Below are 20390 nucleotides of genomic sequence, written 5' to 3'. Positions count from 1 at the left end.
CTTCGTGCTGGGCGCGAGGCAAACCCCGTGCTGATTTTGCTGAGCGGCTAAAGCTTACACCGTCTGAGGGCATATAATCGTTTTCATGCCTACGTGGAAAGAAGTAACCGCAGCTAACCCGAACCATTCCCATAATTTCGCGCGGAAGTGGAAGGTGTTGCAGGCCCAAGGCAAGGACATCAACGGTGAGGCCCGGCTTATCGATGCTATGGTGGAGCGCTCCGCCCGCGTCCTCGACGCCGGCTGCGGCTCGGGACGCTTGGGCGGCGAGCTGGCCAAGCGCGGGCACACGGTGGTGGGCGTCGACGTCGATCCGATCCTGATTGAGCATGCCGAGCACGACTACCCGGAGGCACAGTGGGAGATTGGGGACCTGTCCGTTGACGAGATCCCTGAGGGAAATTTCGACATCGCCGTAGCAGCCGGAAACGTCATGACGTTCATCGCCGTCGACGGCCGCGAGGCAGCCCTGCGCAACGTCTTCGCGGCCCTGCGCCCAGGTGGGCGCTTCGTTGTGGGCTTCGGTGAGGGGCGCGGCTGGGGCTTCCAGGAGTTCCTGGACCTGGCGCTCAAGGTGGGCTACCGCGTCGATTTCACTTTCGCCTCCTGGGACATGAAGGTATTCAAGGACAGCTCCACGTTCATGGTGGCAGTTCTTACCCGCCCGGGAGCTGACCTGCTGGGCTAGTCCCGCCGGCCTACGGCCACGGTAGGGAGTACAGGGCCACGGAGGAGTACAGATACGAGAAAAGGGGAGAGGCGCGCTCGGCGTCGCTCCTCTTTAACCATGCCCAGGCTGTGCTGCCTGGTGCGTCTCTGCTAGTCCTTGTGCTAGTCCTTGTTCAAGGCGTTGCGGGCGACGCGCTGCTGCTGGGTGATTTCCAGGTTGCCGCGGTCACGGGATACGGCGTTGAGCAGCCAGTGCAGCGCCACCAGGGCGCGGCTGCGGAAGCCCACGATGTAGGCAATGTGCAGGCCCAGCCAGGAGATCCACGCCGGGAAGCCGGAGAACTCGGTCTTGCCCAGCTTGACCACAGCGTTGAAGCGGGAGATGACCGCCATGGAGCCCCTGTCGAAGTAGTCGAAAGGCTCGGCCTCGTTGGCGGTGGACTCCTCATCAATCTTGGCCTCGATGAGCTTGCCCACGTGGGTGCCGCCCTGGATGGCCACCTGAGCCACGCCCGGGAGACGGTTGAGGGAGATCATGTCGCCCACGATGTAGACGTTATTGTACTCGCCCACGGTGAGGTCCTCGTTAACGGAGACGCGGCCCGCACGGTCGGACTCGACACCAGCCTGGTCGGCCACCATCTTGCCCAGCGGGGAAGCGGACACACCGGCGGACCAGATCTTGGTCGCGGCCTCGATGGTGACCTCTTCCTCGTTCTTCATGTTCTTGTAGGTCACGGCGTCCTCGGTGACGTTGGTGACCATGGCGTTGAGGCGCACGTCCACGCCCAGCTTCTCCAGGGTGCGCTGCGCCTTGCGGCCCAGGCGCTTGCCAAACGGCGGCAGCACCTGCGGGGCGCCGTCCAGGAGATAGATCTTGGCGGAGGTGGAACCGAAGTTGGAGTAGGTGCCAGCGAAGGTGCGCTGGGCCAGCTCGGCAATCTGGCCGGTGAGCTCAACGCCCGTCGGGCCGGCGCCGACGATGACGAAGGTCAGCAGCTTCTCGCGCTTGGCTGGGTCCTCTTCCAGCTCCGCCTTCTCGAAGGCGGAGATGATGCGGGAGCGGATCTCCAAGGCGTCGTCCAGCGTCTTCATGCCCGGCGCGAACTCAGCGAAGTGGTCGTTGCCAAAGTAGGACTGGCCAGCGCCGGCTGCTACCACGAGGGAGTCGTACTCGTAGGTACGGGTAGCGCCATCGAGCTCAGCGGTAACGGTCTGATCCTTAATGTTGATGTCCGTGACATCGCCGTTGACGAAGTGCGCGTTGTCCTGGTTGCGTAGGAGCTGGCGGGTAGACGGAGCGATTTCGCCCGCGGAGATAACACCGGTGGCCACCTGGTAGAGCATCGGCTGGAAGAGGTGGTGATTCTTCCTATCGATGAGCGTGATCTCTACGTCGGCGTTCTTTAGCTGCTTGACGGTGTTAATACCGCCGAAGCCGGCACCGATGACAACGACGTGGTGACGGCCGTTATTCGGGCGGTGGGGAGTGTGCTCCATGGTTGTTGGCTACCTTCCTCAGAAAGTTAGAGTATTTTTACCGCAGCTAGTCTAAACCCTTGTACCCGTACATGCATACTTTATGGGTTATTAACTGGCTTTTTGGGCCGCGCCTCCACCGGCATGCCGGGCTCGGCAACTAGTGTGGAAATACATTTGTGCGACGAGGAGGCTGCTTCCACCGTGTATGACCACCTGGCTTCGATCGATGCCGAGGCGTGGCCCGGCGTGGCGTCCGTTCCGTCTTCGCGGCGGGCGCGCCACTCTGCCCGGCGCGTGGAGGCGGAGTTCGCCCAGGCGTGTGCCAAGGCGGGGATTGAACTCGAGGGCGAGGACCCCGACATCACCGTGCTGCACGACGCCCTCTTTGCCCGCATCGCCGACTCTGGCTGGCTGGGGCTGGGGGAGTCCTACCTCGCGGGCGAATGGACCACGCCTGATTCGGACCGGCTGGTCATGGTCCTGCAGTGCCTGCTTGGGGTGGGGTACAAGCCGAAGGCCAAGGAGCTTCCGGTGGAGGATTCCACGCCAGGTGAGCTGCCGATGGATCTGGTGAAGCTGTACGCGGGCGATTCGTTGAGCCATTCTGGCGGAATCTTTGCCTCCGGCGTGCCCACGACGGTGCGGCAGGCTGTGCGCAGTTACAGCGCGGGCCGGCGGGAGCCCAAAGAGCACTTCGTCGACGTCACTACGGTGTCGGAACCAACTGCCACGGACAGGGACGATTTGGGTGATGCACAGCGCCGCGCGGCGCAGTGGCTTCTCGACGCCACTCGGTGCACCGCCGGAACCCACCTTCTGGTCTATCCGGCAACAGGACTGCAGGTGGCGGTGCAGGCAGTGGCTCGCCGCGCCACAGTGGACGTGCTTACGGGCGACGCCGCGCAAGAGGCCGTTTTTAACGAACAGCTGTTGTTGGAGGGCGCGGGCGATTCCGCGCACGTGGAAGTCATCGATTCGGCGCTGCCGGAGCCGAAGCGCTGGCGCGGGCGCTATGACGCCATCGTGAGTGTGGAGAAGCTGGAAACCCTCTCGCCGGCGGAGCGCAAGCACTACGTACAAGTGCTCGATCGTTCCCTGATGAGCGGAGGGCGCGCCGGCGTGGCGTCACTATTTGCCACGGACAAGATGACCCCGGCGGCGCGCGCTGCACTCCAGATCCTGCGAGCCTACATCTGGCCGGGACTGGATTTTCCCACGGTCGAGGAGACCCACCAGCTGTGCGATAAGCGCTCCAACCTGCGCATCGTGGCGCAGACGCACGTGGGTTCGCACTACGTGGCGGCCCTGCGCTATCAGCGCAGCTTCTTTGACGGCCGCCTCAGGGAGGCCGCCGCCGCGGGCTTCGACCAGGTCTTCCGGCGTTTGTGGACGTTCCAGTTCGCGCTGCGTGAGGCCCTTCTGACCTTGGGAATGGTGGACGCGGTACAGCTGGTGGCCACACACCGGCACCGTGGCGGGCGGCGTTAGCAGATATTGCCTAGGCCTTCACTGTCCGCTTACTGGGTCTACACTGGGCGGCGCCAATGCCAACCCATATCGCACTGCCGGAGGAGAAGGACATGCCAGACGGCACAGGAATCATCGCGCACCGAGGCTATAACGGGTGGTATCCGGAGAATACCTACCGCTCTTTCGACGAGGCCCTCACGCTTGACGTGGCGGGCGTGGAGTGTGACGTCAATCTGACCAAGGACGGCCACGTCGTGGTTATCCACGATCAGACTGTGGACAGGACCTCGGAGGGCACGGGAGCAGTCGGAGAGATGACGCTGGAGGAGCTTCGCGCACTCAACTTTGGTACTGCCCAGGATCCCCAGCGCATCATGCTGCTAAGTGAACTTGTAGAGCTTGTGGAGTCCTACCCCGGAAAGCAATTGCTCATTGAGACTAAGCACCCATCGCCGTTCGGCGCTCGACTCGAGGAATCGGTAGCGGAGGTCCTGTGCAGCAGGAAGATGGATGCCGACCCGCGCATTAGCCTCATTTCCTTCAACCCTGAGGCGATTGCCCGCTTCCGGGCGCTGTTGCCCGCGCTGCAGTCCTTCCTCCTGCTGGAACCGGCAGAGGACCTCCCGCAGTCACTCGAGGGCGCAACCGGGTACGGCCCGTCCATCCGCCAGGCGCGGATGGAGGCGGACTTCTTTGACGGCGTTGATAGCCCGTCCTACGTGTGGACGGTCAACCTGCCGAAGGACATGGCATGGTGCCGCGACCACGGGGTAGAGCTCATGGCGACGGACCTGCCGGAGATGGCGCTCGAGGTCATGTCGCAGAGCTAGCAAGAGAACACCCGATCTAGGCTTCTGTGATTTTGCGCGCGTAAAAGGTCTAGGTGTGACCATTGGGACACTGAGATTCTTTCCAGAGGTCTGATAGGCCACTCCCAGACACATTGCCGCAGCGTTCCCCACGCGTGACGGCGGGTTTGGCACGTAGAGCGCCGGAAGTTTGTCCGTTGTTTAACCGAAGAGAACCTTTAATAAACCTTTTGTTAACCGTGTTGGTCTAGCTTCTTCTGCATGGCAACATCCAACCCGGCAAGCGTGCGCACGGCCGCCATCCCGGCCGTGACCGAAAAGCCGGTCGTCTCCGAGGAGTACGCGCGCAACCCGCGCAAGCGAAAGCTCGACTGGAGACAGATCGGTCTCGCGGCACTGCTTATTGGCCCCAACCTTCTCCTACTCATCTTGTTTACGTATCGGCCGTTGGTCGATAACATTCGTATCTCCTTCTTTAACTGGAATATCTCGTCGCCGACGATGACCTTCGTCGGCCTGCAGAACTACATCGATTGGTTCCAGGCGCCGGATACCGGCCGCGTGGTGTTTAACACCGTGGTGTTCACCTTCTTCGCGGTTGCGGGCTCTATGGTGCTGGGCCTTGGACTGGCCCTGCTGCTGGACCAGAAGCTGTTCGGCCGCGCGGCGGTGCGCTCGATTGTCTTCGCGCCCTACGTCATCGCCGGTGCTGCCATCGGTGTGGCCTTCCAGTTCGTCTTCGACCCGAACTACGGTCTTATCCAGTACTTCCTGGGGCTCATCGGGGTAGAGTCACCGAACTTTTACCAGGATCAAAACTGGGCACTGTTCATGATTACGGTGACCTACGTGTGGAAGAACGTCGGCTACGTCTTCGTCATCTATCTTGCTGCCCTGCAGGGGCGCCGCCGCGATCTGGATGAGGCTTCCGAAATCGACGGCACCCCGGCCGCGCGTCACTTCTTCCGGGTCGTCCTCCCGCAGCTGCGCGGCACCACCTTCTTCCTGCTGATTACCGTGCTGCTCAACTCTTTCCAGGTCTTCGACATCATCAATGCCATGACCGGCGGCGGGCCCTTCGGGTACGGCACGTCCACGATGGTGTTCCAGGTGTACCAGGAGACGTTCATCAACAACCGTGCCGGATACGGTGCTGCGGTGGCCACCATCATGTTCCTCGTGGTGCTGGTCATTACGGTGCTGCAGATCAAGCTGCAGGAAAGGATGGACAAGTAAATGTCTGACAACCACGCAATCCCGGCGTCGGTCCAGGTGGGGCTGCCGCAAGCGAAAGGCGAGCTGCCCCCGGTTCCCGGCTCCCAGTCCATCGCTGCGCCCGTCATCACTGAAGCCCAGCGCAAGCGTCTGGGTGCGCCGATGGACCACACGCACCCGGCCACGAAGGTCATCGGCTACATTGCCTTGGCGCTGACTGTCCTGATGATCATGGTGCCGCTGTACTTCATCTTTATCACCAGTTTCAAGTCCTTCCAGGACGTGTACTCGGATCCGATTACCTTCTGGCCCAACCCGTTCAAGGCTGAGAACTACTCCTACGTCTGGCAGACGTCCGGCTTCTCCAGCTACTTGAAGAACTCCATCTTCATCACTCTGATTCTGACGGTGGTCGAGGTGGTCCTCGGCGTGCTGTCGGCTTATGCCTTCGCGTTCATCCGCTTCCCGGGCCGCAACCTGCTGTTCATGCTGATCATCGCCTCACTCATGGTGCCGAACCAGATCACCATCATCTCGAACTACTCGCTGGTTGCGTCGCTGGGGTGGAGGGACACCTATGCCGGCGTCATCATCCCGCTCGCGGGCGTGGCGTTCGGTGCCTTCCTCATGCGCAATCACTTCCAGTCGTTGCCCCCGGAGATTCTGGAGGCTGCGCGCATGGACGGGGCGGGCTTCTTTACCACTTTGTTCCGCGTCGTTCTGCCCATGTCGTGGCCAACGCTGTCCGCGTTTGTCCTCATCACCGTGGTCACCGAATGGAATCAGTACCTGTGGCCCTTCCTCATTACCTCTACGCCGGCCTCGTCAACTCTCCCGGTGGGCCTGACCCGCTTGCAGGACGCGGAAGGCGTTACCAACTGGGCGCCGGTGATGGCCGGCACCGTGCTCACGACCTTGCCCATGATCCTCATCTTCCTGATACTCCAGAAGCCGATGATCAAGGGCTTGACCGCGGGCGCGGTCAAGGGCTAGACAGTCAGCCGGCTACGCCAGTGCCCACCCCATCACGTCCACACATCTTTCTACACTTAAGGAGAACTTCCCATGTCTCATAAGGCTTCTACTCGCATCGTCGCCGTCTGCGCGGCACTTCTCACTACCGCTTCCCTGACCGCGTGCGCGGGTGGCTCGACCACTGCAAGCAATGGCTCCAAGGATGGCGGAGACGCCAACACCATCACCTTCTGGTCCAACCACCCGGGCTCCTCCCGTGACCTGGAGCAGGAGCTTATCGACGAGTTCGAGAAGGAAAACCCGGACCTGAAGGTTGAGCTGGTTACCGCCGGCTCCAACTACGAAGAGGTCGCACAGCGCTTCAACGCCGCACTGGCCGGCGGCGACCTGCCGGACGTCCTCGTCGCGTCCGACGTCACCTGGTTCAACTTCGCGCTCAATGAGGCCACCACGCCGCTCGATGATCTGTGGGAGATGAACGACATCGACTCCGACAGCTACGTCGATACCCTGCGTGAGGACTACAAGTACAACGACAAGCACTACGGCGTTCCGTACTCCCGCTCGACCAACCTGATGTACTGGAACACCGATGACCTCAAGGCAGCCGGCTTGCCCACCGATCGCGGCCCGAAGGACTGGGAGGAATTCGACGAGTGGGCGACCGCCATCAAGGACAAGCTGGATAAGCCTGCCGTGACCGTTCCGGACGGTTCCAACTACCTGGATTGGTACTTCCAGGGCATGATTTGGGCCTTTGACGGTTCTTACTCCAACGAGTGGGAGCCCAACTTCACCTCCAAGGAGTCTATCAAGGCCGGTAAGTTCCTGCAGGATCAGGTCAAGGCTGGCCACATTGAGATCGCCACCGACCCGACCGTGGCCTTCGGCTCCGGCAAGGCCTCCGGCCTGCTCGAGTCCACCGGCTCCCTGGGCGGCCTCAAGGAGACCGCGACCGTCCCGTTCATTACCACGTACCTGCCGGGCCCTGGCCCGTCGGCAGCTACCGGTGGCGCTGGCCTGGCCGTGCCGAACAATATCTCCGACGAGCGCAAGGCCAACGCGGTCAAGTTCATCGACTTCTTGACTAACACCGAGAACACCATCAAGTTCTCCCAGAAGACGGGCTACATGCCGGTGCGCAAGGACGCACTGGATGATCCGGAGGAGAAGAAGTTCCTGGAGGAGAACCCGAACGCGCAGACGGCCATCGAACAGCTCAACGAGAACACCAAGCCGCAGGATTACGCCCGCGTCTTCGTTCCGGGCGGCGGCCAGCGCATCGGCGGCGCCCTCGACCGCATCACCGTCGGCGACGAGGACGTCGAGACCGTATTCGGTGACCTGCAAAAGGAAACCCAGAGCGTTATCGACCGCGACATCACCCCGAAGCTTAAGTAACTCTTCGGAAGAAGTTGAAAGGACATCATGGCTACTGTTGAATTCCGCCAAGCTTCCAGGATTTATGATCCGAAGAAGCCGCCGGCGGTCAGCCGCATTAACCTCCGCATTCACGACGGCGAGTTCCTGGTGCTCGTCGGCCCCTCGGGCTGCGGCAAGTCGACGACCTTGCGCATGCTCGCCGGCCTCGAGCCGATCGACGAAGGCCAGATCTTCATCGACGGTTCGGACGTGACGGAGACCCGTTCCCGGGACCGCGATGTAGCCATGGTGTTCCAGTCCTACGCGCTGTACCCCAACATGACAGCGCGCCAGAACATGGCGTTCGCACTGCAAAACGCCAAGGTGGACAAGGCTACTATCAACGAGCGCGTGGACTTTGCCACGAAGATGCTCGAGCTAGAGGACCTCATCGACCGCAAGCCTTCCGCGATGTCTGGCGGCCAGCGCCAGCGCGTGGCCATGGGACGCGCCATCGTGCGCCAGCCCAAGGTCTTCCTCATGGACGAGCCGCTGTCTAACCTGGACGCGAAGCTGCGCGTGTCTACTCGCGCGCAGATCTTGCAGCTGCAGCGAGAGCTCAACACCACCACGGTCTACGTCACGCACGACCAGACCGAGGCGATGACCATGGGTGACCGCGTCTGCGTGCTCAAGCAGGGCATTATCCAGCAGGTTGACGCGCCGAACACGTTGTACGAGAACCCGGGCAACACCTTCGTCGCCACGTTCATCGGCTCGCCCGCCATGACGCTCATCGAAAACGTGCCCTTCGTCGACGGCCGCGTAGTCGGCGGCAAGGACCACGCGCTGGACTACTTCATGCCGCGCGAGCAGGCGGCCAAGGTGGAGTCGGACCGCGTCATCGTCGGCGTGCGCCCGGAGAACTGGGAGATCGTCGGCGTGAACCAGCCGGGCGAGCAGTACGGCCTGCCGGTACGCGTCGATATTGTGGAGCACTTGGGCTCCGAACTCTACGTCTACGGCAGCCGCGAGGAGACGGCCGATGACGTCATCGCCGTCCGCGGCGACCGCATCACGGTGAAGGTGCCGCGTGGCATCGCCGTGGACCAGGGCGACACGATCTACCTGCGCCCGATGGAGGGCGGCTGCGTGTTCTTCGCGCCCGATACCGAAATCAACTACGACTACCTTTAAACCTCGCGCGCGGCAGCTCTCCTATGGGGTGACCACCGGGCGTGAGGCTCGCTCCAGCAGGACCGCGATCGAGTCGTAGGTCTTGCCGGCAATCATCTCCAGGCCCATCTCGCAGGTGCGGTTATCGGAGACGTAGGCATCGAAGTGCTCGGCGTTGAGCGAGGCGCGTTCTTCGCGCGTCGCGGACTCGACCAGTTCCGGGTGGAGCATGACGCGGTCGCCGGCGGAACCGCAGCACATCGCGCCTTCCGGAACCTTGGCGTCGCCACAGAGGTTGGCCAGATCTACCAGGTCCTGGCTAATGCCCATGTGCTCCGTCGAACACGTCGGATGTACCGCGATGGAGCCCATGTTGTGCACAATCGGCAGGTGCGGGGCTACCTCGTCGCGCAGCCACTCCACCACGTCGAGGATGCGGAGGTCCTGCCAGAGTTCACGGTCGGCGTCGGACAGCGCGTCCGGTACCGAGTCCAGCAGGCCGTGGGTGCAGCTGGCGGCGTCTACTACGATGGGCAGGCGGCCGTGCTCGGACCAGTGCCAAAGGTCGCGGACGATCTTTTGGGCCTGGTAGCCAAAGCCTTCCTTGTATCCCTTGGAGGACCACGGGGTGCCACAGCAATCACCGCTGACGTCGTCCGGGATCCAGACTGGCTGGCCGGCGCGACGACCCAATTCCACTACGGCGCGCGGCAGATCCACCGAGTCTGGTGCTGCGCCCGCAGGCCGCCCGAAAATGCGGTTAATGCACGCAGGGAAGTAGAGCGCTTGGGCGCCCTCGCGCGGGGTCTCCGGCAGGCGCGACGCGCCCTTCGGCAACGGGCCCGGAACGGTGGGCAGAAGGTCAGGTGCCACGACGTTGCGGGCCATGTTGGCGCCCAACTCCAGCGGCTTGCGTGGGATCTTATTCGCGGAGATGACGCCTGCGCGGGCGAGCTTTTCCACTACGTCCCAGCGCTGCGCTGTGGTCAGCGCCACCTTCTCCCGGGCCGGCGTGGCTTGCTGGGCGCGCAGCTGCTTCATGACAGCGCCGGTGTCGATGCTAATGGGGCAGGGGATAGAGCAGGTGCCGTCAGCGGCGCACATATCCACTGCGTCGTACTGGTACTCCTCCTGCAACTGGGCAAGGACCTCGGAGCCCTCCTCCTGGCGGGCCATCTCGCGGCGCAGCACGATGCGCTGGCGCGGGGTGACCGTGGCGTGGCGCGACGGACAGACCGGCTCGCAGAAGCCGCACTCCACGCAGGGATTGATACCGTCCTCGACCTTAGGGAAGGATTTGAAGTTGCGCAGGTGGATAGTCTGATCGCGGGTGAGCTTGATGTCGGGAGCGAGGATGCCCTTCGGATCCAGCATGTGCTTGACCTCCCAGAAGAGCTCGAAGGCCTCCGTGCCCCACTCGTGCTCCAGGTAGGGAGCCATGTTGACGCCGGTGCCGTGCTCTGCCTTCATCGAGCCCTGGTACTTGTCAATGACTAGCTCCGCCAACTCATCAAGGAAGTTCGCGTAGGACTCGCGCTCTGATTCGCGGTCGAAGCGCGGGGTGAAGAAGAAGTGCAGGTTGCCAAAGGCGGCGTGGCCCATGACGGATTCCGGGTAGCCATACTTGATCTGCAGGTCCATCAGATCGGCGGCTGCCTCGCCCACCTTGTCCGGCGGGAAGCAGACATCCTCGGTGATGTACGCCGTTCCATTGGGGCGATCGGCTCCCAAGAGGCCGTAGAGGCCGTTGCGCAGCTCCCAGGCACCGCGCATGCCTTCCGGGGAGGTTTCGAACTCGAGGGGGCGGGTCAGTGGGGCGTCGCCAAGCACTGTGCGTAGCCTGTCCATCGCGGCCGCCAAGTCCGCCTCGTCGCTGCCGCCGACCTCTACGAGGAGGGCTGCGGCGTCATCGTCCAGGCCACGCCACGACTCCGGCGCGTGCGAATAGTGCTCGGCGGAGCGGCGCATGACGGGGGCGACCAGCAGCTCGCAGGCCTCAGCGCCGGTTTCCATGATGGGGTGCACCACGTTGGCGGCATCACGCAGGTTGGGAAGCTCCACCCAGGTGGTGGCCTTCACACGCGGCAGCTTCACGGTGCGAATAACGGACTCCGTGATGGCTCCGAAGATGCCCTCAGAGCCGACGAGCAGGCGCTTGAGAATGTGGACTGGCTCGTCCTCATCCAGGAAGGCATCGATGCGCAGACCGTTGGTGTTGCGGATGGAGAACTTGGTGCGCAGAAACTCCACCATCTCCGTGTTGGCGCGCAGCCTATCGCGGAAATCCAGGAGCTGGGCGTGAAGTTCCGGTTCCTGAGCACGGAAGGCGGCGTCGCCATGGGCAGTGTTCACGATGGTGCCTGAGGGGAGGACGAAGGTGAGCTCTTCGACGCAGTGGTAGCTATCGCGCTCCAGGGAACAGCGCATGCCGCCGGAGTTATCCGCCAGCACGCCGCCGATGGTGCACACCGAGGTCGACCCTGGGTCGGGCCCTAGCATGAAGCCGTGGCGGGAGAGCACCGCCTGGGCATCGCCCAGAATGACGCCAGGCCGGGACCACAAGGCGCGGCCGCCGTCGCGGACCTCCATGCCGGTGAAGTTCGTTTTGACATCAACCAGGATGTCATCACCCATCGCCTGACCATTGAGCGAGGTGCCGGCCGCACGGAAGGTCATGTGCCGGCGGTTTGTCTCGCAGTACTTCATCAGCTCTGCCAGGTCCGCGGCGTTGCGCGGCGAGACCACGATGTTGGGAATGGCCCGGTACGGGCCGGCGTCGGAGGAGAAGCGGACGAGGTCCGTCAAACGTCCATGGACATTGTCTGCGCCGACGATGGCTTCCATGTCCGCAACGAGGTCAGCGGGGGAGCCGTGGCGGTAGCGTGCGGGTACCGCGTCGGCCTGGCTCGTAGCGTCCGCTGGGCGGGAAAGTGAGAGGAATCGGGGCTGAGGAGCTTAGACATACCTCTAATCTATCGCGCGACAGTAACTATGTTCCCAATTCTGGGCGGCTTCTTTTCAGCGAGCGGGATCGCACCCCGTTCGGGTGTACTGGGCGTTGAAAAACGGCGAAGGCCTCCCAGGGCCGGAAGGCGTGGGAGGTTGAATCGAGTGGATCGGGGGAGAGAATAGGGGAGAGCGCTGTGCGGCTTAGACCTCGCTGAGGTCCTGGTCCTTGAGCTCCTTCATCACCAGGATGGCAATGAGAGAGACCACGCAGACTGCCACCAAGTAGTAGCCGACGTAGTTGACGTTAAAGGTGCTCACCAGCCAGGTCGCGACGAACGGGGCGACGGCGGCGCCGAGAATGGAGGAGACGTTGTAGGCAATTCCAGAACCCGTGTAGCGCACGTTGGTGGGGAAGAGCTCTGGCAGGACTGCGGACATCGGTCCGAAGATGAGGCCCATGCAGAACATGCCGACCAGCAGGAAGCACAGGACCGAGTTGCGGTCAGCGACGTCCAGCCCCAGGAAGAGCGGGAAGCTGAAGCCGAAGGCGATCATCACCACGGAGGTCACGATGAGCACCGGCTTGCGCCCGTACTTATCAGACAGCATGGAGGAGACCGGGATGCCGACGATGAACATGAAGATGGAAATGAGCTGAATCTCTAGGAACTCCAGGTACGGGATGCCCAGGCCGAGGCCCTGGGCCTTATCACCAATGCCGTAGGAGAGGATCCACGTAGTGACCAGGTAGAACAGGGTGTAGCAGGAGAGCATGACGAAGGTTCCGATGATCATCGGCTTCCAGGAGGTCTTGAAGGCTTCCACCATTGGGGTCTTGGCCTTCTTGCCCTGGGTCACGGCCTTCTGGAAGACCGGAGTTTCCTCCAAGCGCAAGCGCACATACAGGCCGATGAGAACCATGACGGCAGAGAACAGGAAGGGCAGGCGCCAGCCCCACTGCATGAAGGCGCCGGTAGTATCCCCGCGGGTGTAGTCCATGGTCGCAACCAGTAACAGGAACAAGCCGTTGGCCAACAGGAATCCGAATGGTGCGCCGAACTGCGGCCACATTGCGGCAAACGCGCGCTTGCCGTCCTTGGCGGTTTCGGAGGCCAGCAGCGCCGCACCCGACCATTCGCCGCCCAGGCCCAAGCCCTGGCAGAAGCGCATCAGTGCCAGCAACGCCGGGGCGATGATTCCGGCGGTCTGATAGGTAGGTAGCAGGCCGATGCAGAAGGTGGCGATACCCATGGTGAGCAGCGCGCCCACCAGAGTGGCCTTGCGGCCGATGCGGTCGCCGAAGTGGCCGAAGACCACGGAGCCCAGCGGGCGAGCGATAAAGGCAAGTCCGAAAGTGGCGAAGGACTGCAGCAGCGTTACCGTCGGGTCATCCGTCTTAGGGAAGAAGAGGAACGGGAACACCGCCACGGCGGCGGTGGCATAAATGTAAAAGTCGTAGAACTCGATGGTGGTGCCGATAGTTGACGCCACGGCCACGCGCACGCGGTCTCGTGGGGTGAGCTCTGCAGGCGCGGGAACTGATTGAGTCTGCGGCGCGGTGTCCACTGCAGTCATCGGAGCAGCCTCCTTGGGGATTTCAATAGGTTGATTGGTTGTGGAAGGAATCCTATCGTTTCACTGTTTGGAATACAAGTCCCACAACGTGAAACATTCACAGAGTGTCGAGGTTTCACTGTCTGGGACGAGGGTGTGGCCTTGGAGTGGGTCCTGGAGTGGGCGCTGAAGCTGGCGTTGAGACTGGCGTTGGGCCGAGTGCTTGTCGACGTCGTGCCGACCGGCGCACGTCGGTAGACATGGAGGCGTCGACAAGCGCGCTCTAGACATTGCCGGGAACCATGGGTCAGGACTCAAGGTGTGGCATATGAGGTGATTCGGACGGGCACGGTGGAGGTGTGGGGCGTCCATATAATCTGACATAATGTACATTATCGGACAATTACATATGCTGACACTTGCGGCGGCGGCTTACTCCACCCGGCTTTGGCATACTGTCAGTGCCGCGCTGTCCGCCTGGGCCCCGTTCCTTATATCTATGCCGCGCGGGCGCTTGCCGCGTGTCGGTGTGCTATCCAGCGGTATCCGCCTAGCGGCGCGCACCGGTGAGCGGGTGTCGTCAGCGCGGGCGTGGCTCGCGGCGCTAGTCTGGGAGTTATGCCTATTCAACACGTTGTAGACAAACCTTCTCGCGCAGCTCTCTTTCTTGTCCTGAACATCGCCCCCGGCGGCGAACAGGCAACTCGGGATATGTTGACCGGATTTACCGGCACCTACAAGTCGGTGCAATTCCGTCACAATGACGGAAATCTATATACTGTGGTCGGCATCGGTGCCTCCATGTGGTCGCGTCTAACTAGCGCTCCGCGCCCGAGCCTTCTCAAAGACTTCGAGGCTATCCACGCCGCGCACGATGCGCCCGCCACGCCTGGCGATATCCTCCTGCATTTCCGCGCCAACTCCTACGACCTGTGCCACGAGATGGCTCGCCACGTGCTGGACCAGCTGGGCGCGCACGCCACGGTCGTCGATGAGACGCAAGGATTCAAGTACCTGGATCAGCGCGACCTTTTGGGTTTTGTGGACGGAACGGCTAACCCGTTCGACGATGAAGCCCTGGGCGTGGTTTTGTTGGAAGACGATGCTGACTACCCACGCGGATCTTATGTCACGGTACAGAAATATATTCATGACTTGGCCGCGTGGAATCAGCTGAGCACCGAGGAACAAGAACGCGTGATCGGCCGCACCAAGGCTGACGATATTGAGCTGGATGAGGAGACGAAGCCATCGAACTCGCACGTGGCGCTCAATGACTTGGATGAGGATATCTACCGCGAGAACATGGTCTTTGGCTCCTTCGCCGCGGGTGAAATGGGAACGTACTTCATCGCCTACGCCAAGGATCCGGAGCACATCAACCAGCGCCTGCGCAACATGTTCATCGGCGATCCGGAAGGCAACTACGACCGCATCCTTGACTTCTCCACGGCGCTGACCGGCACCAACTTCTTCGTGCCCAGCGCGGAGCTGATGGATAGCTTCGACGAGCTCCCACACTAGCTACCAGACTAAGTCCCTGCGGCGCACGGAAGTAGACAATCTGGGCATTGTGCCCACGCTACCTGTGCGTCTTTGTTAGGCTGTGGCTCACAACATGGGGTGCCGCACGTGGTGTGGCTGAGATATAGACCCATTGAACCTGCACTTAGTTAGCACTAGCGAAGGGATAGTTGTGAACGACTTTGTGGCGCGCGGCGCCTACCCCCGTGTCCTGTCTATTGCCGGCACCGATCCAACCGGCGGGGCGGGAATTCAGGCTGATTTGAAGGCCATTGCCGCCGCGGGCGGATATGGAATGTCCGTGGTGACCGCCCTGGTGGCGCAAAATACCCAGGGCGTGCGCAGCGTCCATGTCCCGCCGGTGGACTTTCTCCGCGAGCAGCTGGACTCCGTTCGCGATGACGTGGCCATTGATGCGGTGAAGATCGGCATGCTGGCTGACGCCAGCATTACCCACGTGGTGGCGGAGTTCCTCGACGGCCTCGATCCGTCCGTTCCAGTTGTCCTTGACCCTGTCATGGTTGCTACCAGCGGTGACCGCCTCTTGGAAAAAGAGGCAGAGCAAGCCGTGCGCGAGCTGTGCCGCCGCGCGGATGTCATCACACCGAACCTCAAGGAACTGGCGGTGCTCACTCAGACCGAGGAAGCCCGCAGTTTGGACGAGGCCATTGCTACCGCTACGACGTGGGCGCGCGAGGCCGGCACCGCCGTTGTGGTCAAGGGCGGTCACTTGAACTCGCGGTGTGCTGATAACGCCGTGGTGGCCCCAGACGGTCAGGTGCACCGGGTGCAATCGACTCGCGTGGACACCAAGAACACTCACGGCACCGGCTGCTCGTTGTCCTCGGCGCTGGCCACGCGGCTGGGCGCCGGCGACGATGCTGCGGCTGCCCTGGAGTGGTCCACGCAGTGGTTGCATGAGGCCATTGCACACGCCGATGCGCTCCGCGTCGGCACTGGTCACGGCCCCGTCGACCACTTCCATCGCGCCCAGCGTCTCATGCGGGCAGCCTCCGCGGTGCCGCTACCCCACCTCGCCGGCCCGCTCAAGGAAGAGGCACAGGCGGCGCAGCCCCGCGTGGCCGCAGCCGGCCCGCACACCCAGCGCCTCTGGAACATCGCGGCGGCGCAGTGGGACGCTATCGTGGCTCTGCCCTTCATCGAGGACTTAGGATCCGGTGCCCTGGATGAGTCGGCGTTTTCCTTCTACCTCGATCAGGACGCCCAGTACTTGTCGTCCTACTCGAAGGCCTTGGCACGGCTGGCTAGCCTGGCGCCGAGCACCGAAGAACAGCTCCACTGGGCAGAAAGCGCCTATGGCTGCCTCGCAGAAGAAGCAGAGCTCCACCGCACCTGGCTCCAGGGAAGGGTCTCCTCGGCGCCGTCGCGAGTCACCAGCGCCTATACCGACTTTCTGATCCGCTGCACCCACACCGATGACTACGTGGTGGCAGCGGCATCGGTGCTCCCCTGCTACTGGCTGTACGCGGAGGTGGGCCTCTATTTGGCAGAGCACGATTCGGAAGACCACCCCTACCACGCGTGGCTTAAGGTCTACGGCGGTGAGGACTTCCTGGGCAGCGTTCGACGCAGCCTGGAGATTGTGGAGCAAGCCCTGGCGCGGGCGGACGAAGAAACGCGATCCCGCGCCGAGCGCGCCTACATCAGCGCCTGCATCCACGAGGTGGATTTCTTCGACCAGGCGGACCGGCGCTTCTAGTGCCCCGCGGCGATCTTAGCGCTGGCGGTAGGCGGCCACGAGCTGGCCTATCGTTAAAAGCCCCAGCACCACGGCGAGGGCCGCGAGCCACGGCATGTCCTGCGTGAGGACAAAGATACCAAAGGCAATGAGGACGACGAGGCGCACCCACAGGGCGGGGATCAGGCGGCGGTAGCCCATCGTCGCTACTTCTGGAGAGTCACGCGGACGTTGACCGCACCGACCTCGGAGATCTTGGCCGCGATCATCTCCGGGGTTTCCACGCCGTAATCGAGACGGTTGAGCGGAATGTCGCCGCCCAGCACGACGGTGTCTGCGTCGCGTACCACCTGGAAATCATTGGTCACCTGCTTTGTCTCGCCATGGATGGTGAGGTCACCAGTGAGCGAGACGGTGGCCGCGGAGCCGTCGTCAGGTACTGCGGAGAGGTCCGCCGGCTCGGTCAGCGTAAACGTCGCCACTGGGAACTCGTCTACTTCAAAGAGCTTGGACTTCATGTTCTGATCGCGGACCTTCTTGTCCGTCGTCAGCGTCGCCATGTCAACGGTGATCGTGGCGTCCTCGACCGTAGAGCCCTTGATCGTGGCCTGCCCGGTGACGTCCTTGGTGGAGCCGGATGTAGTGCGCTTGTCTGCGGGCAGGATTTCATCGATGGTGAAACCGGCAGAGGTGAAGTTGTAGGGCGAGCCCTTGACCACGTTCCACTCGCCTTCCAGATCTGTCGTGGCGGCCTGGGTCCTCTCGGCGTTGACCGGCTCAGTCTTGACTCCCCTGCCCATTACCAACGAGAACACCAGCGGCCCGAAGGCCAGCGCCGAGGAAGCGAGAATCAACACCACGAAGATGGTGATGACGAGCTTTCGGTTTCCCAACAACGATTTCATACGTCCTATCTCAATTCCTCGAGCTTGCGCGCGAGCGTGACCAGCTCGGCGCACAGTTCTTCTATCTCTTCTGGGCTGGCGCTTTCCGACGCCGCCGTTGCCACGTCCTGAGCGCAGCACCGCAACTCAAATAAGCCGTCCCGGAGGCGATCAGCCTTCTCTGGCGTCAAGATAACGGCATCCGCCGGGATCTGGGTTCCGGCGACGTTATTGCGCTGTTCGTAGGCGCGCTGCTTGCACGACGGCGAGCAAAACTTGCGCGGCCGGCCCCGGCCTCCCTGTGCGATCTCCTTGCCGCACCATTGGCAGGTGGCCGCAGCGTTACGCCGAGGCGAGCCATGCTGTCGGTCCTGTGTACCAATCACTCCACACACCTTAGCCCATAATCCTTGGGCTGGGAACAAAGCCCAAGCAGCATTCGTTATACTGGTGGAACTTTGGGTGATAAAGGTCGAACCCGATCCTGGACCCTCAATGCTTTAACACTGCTTGAAAAGGATGATGTTGCATGGCAGATCGCGTACTGCGCGGCAGCCGCATGGGCGCTGTGAGCTACGAAACCGACCGCGACCACGACTTGGCTCCGCGCCAGATGGTGAAGTACCGCACTGAGGACGGCGATATCTACGAGGTGCCTTTCGCTGACGACGCGGAAATCCCCGAGGAGTGGATGTGCAAGAACGGCAAGCTCGGCACCCTCGTCGAGGGCGAGGGCGTGGAGTCCAAGCCGGCGAAGCCGCCGCGTACCCACTGGGACATGCTGCGTGAGCGCCGTTCCATTGAGGAGCTGGATGAGCTTTTGACGGAGCGCATTGAGAACCTGCGCTCCCGCCGCCGGGCAGCTGCCCGCCTGCTCAAGGAGCAGAAGGAAGAAGAGGCCAAGGAGTCCTAAGCCGACACCGGCTGAAGAGCAAAAAAGGGGTGCTTGTCAGCACCCCTTTTGTCATGTCTTGGCTTCTTTCCTTGGCGGCTTCTCTACGCGCCACCGCTGCTGGAGAGCTCAGGCCACTGGAGGGCCAGCTCCGCTAGATAGATGGCCAGAGCAGGGCCTACTACCGCGAGGAAAAATAGGTAGCTGCCCCACTGGCCCGGCGCAAAGAACGGGAAGAGAATCATCAGCGCAGCCGGCAGAATAGCGAGCACCGTGCGCGGCAGGTGCGCAACCGCCCGGGTCATCGCTTGCGCGCAGCGCTGCGTAAACGACAGTCCGGGCCTGTCGAGGTGGAAGAACCATACGCTCACGCAGCCCAGGACAATGAGGCCGGAGATCAACGCCGCGCGGAGCACCAGACCCATGGACCCCAGATCGGCCTGGGCAATGACGGCAAATTCGTAGGCGGCGAGGCCCACGAGGAGAAGGTATAGGAGCCACCACGCGGTGTTGGGGGCTGGCCTGGTGAGGATGCGGCGTACGAACGCAGAACCGCGGCGTGAGCCCTCCTCGCGCACCATCTCCCCTATCACTTCGTGGGCGGTTCGCAGGGACATGCCACCCGTGACGACGGGGAAACAGGTGATGACGAGCAGAACGTTGACGATCACGAGGTCAGCGAACAAGCTCAGGACGGCATAGAACTTGGACTCGGGCCCGAGGAATCGATTCATAGAGATCAAACCTAATAGAAGGGCCTCCCGGTGGAGTGAACCGGGAGGCCTATTTCGGGGGATGCGGCGAAGCGCTAGTGCACGCTAGCCCTTCACAGCACCTGCGGCGACACCTTCGATGATGTGCTTCTGCGTGGAGAAATAGAAGATGACGATCGGGATGATGGCGAGCACCAGCATGGCCATCATGGCGCCCATATCGCGGTTACCGTTGGAGCCAACGAAGGACTGGATGACCACCGGAATGGTTTTGTAGCGCGTGGACAAGCCAATGACCAGGTACGGCAGCAGGTAGTCGTTCCATACCCACATGGCGTTCAAGATAGCCACGGTCACTGCCGTGGGCTTGAGCATGGGCCACACCACCCGGAAGTAGTTCTGGATGGGGCCACAGCCGTCGATCATCGCGGCCTCTTCCACGTCGATGGGGATCGACTTCACGAAGCCGGCGAACATGAACACCGACAGTCCCGAGCCGAAGCCGAGGTACAGGACCACGATTCCGAGGGGGTTGTTGAGGTGAAGCATGTCCGCAATCTTCACCGTCGGGAACATCACCATCTGGAACGGGATGATCATGGAGACCACGAACAGGTAGTACAGCAGGTTGGTCCACCACGTCTTCACGCGGGTGATGTAGTACGCCGTCATGGCGGAGAAGAACACAATGACGATGACGGACAGGATGGTGATGACGAAGGACCACAGCGTGGCCTCCAGGAAGCCCTGCTTGGTCAAGCCCACCATGAAGTTCTCGAATCCTACCCAGGTCTCCCCGATGGGCAGTGCAAACGGGTTGGAGGAGATGGCGAACTTCGACTTAAAGGAGTTGACGAGGATGAACAGGATGGGGCCCAGGAACACGATGGTGAAGAACACCAGGATGGCGTACACCACGAACTTGGCCCCGCCGGACATCCGGGTTTCGCTGTCAGACGGCAGCTGGTGGTCCTTGTGCTGGGAGGCAGGTACGGCCTGCGTAGAGGTAGTCATGGC

At 62.2% G+C, this 20390-nt stretch carries 18 protein-coding genes and 1 riboswitch; of the genes, 10 read left to right on the top strand and 8 right to left on the bottom strand.

Features of this window, described 5'->3' with window-relative positions; translation table 11 throughout:
* Window positions 1-85: 85 nt before the first annotated feature.
* Window positions 86-688 carry a class I SAM-dependent methyltransferase gene (locus ACLI1P_RS06810; protein ID WP_296132291.1) on the top strand — a complete coding sequence of 201 codons (603 nt, stop codon included), beginning with the start codon at window positions 86-88 and terminating at the stop codon, window positions 686-688.
* Between the two features lie 143 nt (window positions 689-831).
* Here the strand turns inward: ACLI1P_RS06810 and ACLI1P_RS06805 are convergent, their stop codons facing one another.
* The gene (locus tag ACLI1P_RS06805) at window positions 832-2169 is read right to left on the bottom strand and encodes an NAD(P)/FAD-dependent oxidoreductase (protein WP_306507205.1); all 1338 of its coding nucleotides are present in this window, start codon (window positions 2167-2169) and stop codon (window positions 832-834) included.
* Between the two features lie 183 nt (window positions 2170-2352).
* Here ACLI1P_RS06805 and ACLI1P_RS06800 point away from each other — a divergent pair, with 183 nt between their 5' ends.
* The 6 genes from ACLI1P_RS06800 to ACLI1P_RS06775 all read left to right on the top strand — a co-directional run bounded on the left by ACLI1P_RS06800 (window position 2353) and on the right by ACLI1P_RS06775 (window position 9179).
* On the top strand, window positions 2353-3639 hold the full coding sequence (locus tag ACLI1P_RS06800; protein ID WP_306507247.1) for an SAM-dependent methyltransferase: 1287 nt from the start codon (window positions 2353-2355) through the stop codon (window positions 3637-3639).
* A gap of 56 nt (window positions 3640-3695) precedes the next feature.
* Entirely contained in the window at window positions 3696-4451 is a 756-nt protein-coding gene (locus tag ACLI1P_RS06795; protein ID WP_411708427.1) for a glycerophosphodiester phosphodiesterase, read from the top strand.
* A 240-nt stretch (window positions 4452-4691) separates the two neighbouring features.
* On the top strand, window positions 4692-5666 hold the full coding sequence (locus tag ACLI1P_RS06790) for a carbohydrate ABC transporter permease (RefSeq protein WP_296132299.1): 975 nt from the start codon (window positions 4692-4694) through the stop codon (window positions 5664-5666).
* A complete protein-coding gene (locus ACLI1P_RS06785; RefSeq protein WP_296132303.1) occupies window positions 5667-6638 on the top strand; it encodes a carbohydrate ABC transporter permease in 972 nt (323 codons plus the stop codon).
* 72 nt (window positions 6639-6710) lie between these two features.
* The gene (locus ACLI1P_RS06780; protein ID WP_408931438.1) at window positions 6711-8021 is read left to right on the top strand and encodes an ABC transporter substrate-binding protein; all 1311 of its coding nucleotides are present in this window, start codon (window positions 6711-6713) and stop codon (window positions 8019-8021) included.
* 27 nt (window positions 8022-8048) lie between these two features.
* Window positions 8049-9179 carry an ABC transporter ATP-binding protein gene (locus ACLI1P_RS06775; protein ID WP_408931439.1) on the top strand — a complete coding sequence of 377 codons (1131 nt, stop codon included), beginning with the start codon at window positions 8049-8051 and terminating at the stop codon, window positions 9177-9179.
* Between the two features lie 21 nt (window positions 9180-9200).
* Here the strand turns inward: ACLI1P_RS06775 and ACLI1P_RS06770 are convergent, their stop codons facing one another.
* A complete protein-coding gene (locus ACLI1P_RS06770; protein ID WP_411708426.1) occupies window positions 9201-12002 on the bottom strand; it encodes an FAD-binding and (Fe-S)-binding domain-containing protein in 2802 nt (933 codons plus the stop codon).
* A 306-nt stretch (window positions 12003-12308) separates the two neighbouring features.
* Window positions 12309-13682 (bottom strand): MFS transporter, encoded by a 1374-nt coding sequence (locus tag ACLI1P_RS06765; RefSeq protein WP_411708425.1) that lies wholly within the window; start codon window positions 13680-13682, stop codon window positions 12309-12311.
* A 597-nt stretch (window positions 13683-14279) separates the two neighbouring features.
* Between ACLI1P_RS06765 and ACLI1P_RS06760 the strand changes: the two genes are divergently transcribed.
* Window positions 14280-15185, top strand: coding sequence for a Dyp-type peroxidase (locus ACLI1P_RS06760; protein ID WP_296132315.1), 906 nt, complete (start codon window positions 14280-14282; stop codon window positions 15183-15185).
* 85 nt (window positions 15186-15270) lie between these two features.
* Window positions 15271-15370, top strand: a riboswitch (TPP riboswitch).
* Window positions 15370-16905, top strand: a complete 1536-nt coding sequence (locus ACLI1P_RS06755) for a bifunctional hydroxymethylpyrimidine kinase/phosphomethylpyrimidine kinase (RefSeq protein ID WP_408930970.1) — start codon at window positions 15370-15372, stop codon at window positions 16903-16905. (Overlaps the previous riboswitch by 1 nt.)
* A gap of 15 nt (window positions 16906-16920) precedes the next feature.
* Here ACLI1P_RS06755 and ACLI1P_RS06750 read toward each other — a convergent pair whose 3' ends face one another.
* From ACLI1P_RS06750 to ACLI1P_RS06740, 3 genes are read right to left on the bottom strand one after another with little or no spacing between them, the layout of a single operon-like run.
* Window positions 16921-17085 (bottom strand): hypothetical protein, encoded by a 165-nt coding sequence (locus ACLI1P_RS06750; protein ID WP_296132317.1) that lies wholly within the window; start codon window positions 17083-17085, stop codon window positions 16921-16923.
* 5 nt (window positions 17086-17090) lie between these two features.
* On the bottom strand, window positions 17091-17789 hold the full coding sequence (locus tag ACLI1P_RS06745) for a YceI family protein (protein ID WP_408930528.1): 699 nt from the start codon (window positions 17787-17789) through the stop codon (window positions 17091-17093).
* Between the two features lie 5 nt (window positions 17790-17794).
* The gene (locus ACLI1P_RS06740) at window positions 17795-18154 is read right to left on the bottom strand and encodes a hypothetical protein (RefSeq protein ID WP_408930527.1); all 360 of its coding nucleotides are present in this window, start codon (window positions 18152-18154) and stop codon (window positions 17795-17797) included.
* A 143-nt stretch (window positions 18155-18297) separates the two neighbouring features.
* Here ACLI1P_RS06740 and ACLI1P_RS06735 point away from each other — a divergent pair, with 143 nt between their 5' ends.
* The gene (locus ACLI1P_RS06735) at window positions 18298-18681 is read left to right on the top strand and encodes an RNA polymerase-binding protein RbpA (protein ID WP_296132324.1); all 384 of its coding nucleotides are present in this window, start codon (window positions 18298-18300) and stop codon (window positions 18679-18681) included.
* Window positions 18682-18764: 83 nt separating this feature from the next.
* Here the strand turns inward: ACLI1P_RS06735 and ACLI1P_RS06730 are convergent, their stop codons facing one another.
* A complete protein-coding gene (locus ACLI1P_RS06730; protein ID WP_411708424.1) occupies window positions 18765-19394 on the bottom strand; it encodes a hypothetical protein in 630 nt (209 codons plus the stop codon).
* An 84-nt stretch (window positions 19395-19478) separates the two neighbouring features.
* Complete coding sequence (locus ACLI1P_RS06725; protein ID WP_306507212.1) at window positions 19479-20387, bottom strand: carbohydrate ABC transporter permease; 909 nt, start codon at window positions 20385-20387, stop codon at window positions 19479-19481.
* Between the last annotated feature and the right edge of the window lie 3 nt (window positions 20388-20390).

This window comes from Corynebacterium tardum (assembly GCF_046717785.1).
GTDB lineage: Bacteria > Actinomycetota > Actinomycetes > Mycobacteriales > Mycobacteriaceae > Corynebacterium.
The sequence above is the reverse complement of the archived record's forward strand: the minus strand, read 5'-3'. Positions and strand labels throughout refer to the sequence as shown.

What these genes read in the sequence shown, in the direction of transcription:
- ACLI1P_RS06810 (WP_296132291.1), top strand. Translation starts at nt 86, where the DNA reads ATGCCTACGTGGAAAGAAGTAACCGCAGCTAACCCGAACCATTCCCAT.
- ACLI1P_RS06805 (WP_306507205.1), bottom strand. Translation starts at nt 2,169, where the DNA reads ATGGAGCACACTCCCCACCGCCCGAATAACGGCCGTCACCACGTCGTT.
- ACLI1P_RS06795 (WP_411708427.1), top strand. Translation starts at nt 3,696, where the DNA reads ATGCCAACCCATATCGCACTGCCGGAGGAGAAGGACATGCCAGACGGC.
- ACLI1P_RS06790 (WP_296132299.1), top strand. Translation starts at nt 4,692, where the DNA reads ATGGCAACATCCAACCCGGCAAGCGTGCGCACGGCCGCCATCCCGGCC.
- ACLI1P_RS06785 (WP_296132303.1), top strand. Translation starts at nt 5,667, where the DNA reads ATGTCTGACAACCACGCAATCCCGGCGTCGGTCCAGGTGGGGCTGCCG.
- ACLI1P_RS06780 (WP_408931438.1), top strand. Translation starts at nt 6,711, where the DNA reads ATGTCTCATAAGGCTTCTACTCGCATCGTCGCCGTCTGCGCGGCACTT.
- ACLI1P_RS06775 (WP_408931439.1), top strand. Translation starts at nt 8,049, where the DNA reads ATGGCTACTGTTGAATTCCGCCAAGCTTCCAGGATTTATGATCCGAAG.
- ACLI1P_RS06770 (WP_411708426.1), bottom strand. Translation starts at nt 12,002, where the DNA reads ATGGAAGCCATCGTCGGCGCAGACAATGTCCATGGACGTTTGACGGAC.
- ACLI1P_RS06765 (WP_411708425.1), bottom strand. Translation starts at nt 13,682, where the DNA reads ATGACTGCAGTGGACACCGCGCCGCAGACTCAATCAGTTCCCGCGCCT.
- ACLI1P_RS06760 (WP_296132315.1), top strand. Translation starts at nt 14,280, where the DNA reads ATGCCTATTCAACACGTTGTAGACAAACCTTCTCGCGCAGCTCTCTTT.
- ACLI1P_RS06750 (WP_296132317.1), bottom strand. Translation starts at nt 17,085, where the DNA reads ATGGGCTACCGCCGCCTGATCCCCGCCCTGTGGGTGCGCCTCGTCGTC.
- ACLI1P_RS06745 (WP_408930528.1), bottom strand. Translation starts at nt 17,789, where the DNA reads ATGAAATCGTTGTTGGGAAACCGAAAGCTCGTCATCACCATCTTCGTG.
- ACLI1P_RS06735 (WP_296132324.1), top strand. Translation starts at nt 18,298, where the DNA reads ATGGCAGATCGCGTACTGCGCGGCAGCCGCATGGGCGCTGTGAGCTAC.
- ACLI1P_RS06730 (WP_411708424.1), bottom strand. Translation starts at nt 19,394, where the DNA reads ATGAATCGATTCCTCGGGCCCGAGTCCAAGTTCTATGCCGTCCTGAGC.
- ACLI1P_RS06725 (WP_306507212.1), bottom strand. Translation starts at nt 20,387, where the DNA reads ATGACTACCTCTACGCAGGCCGTACCTGCCTCCCAGCACAAGGACCAC.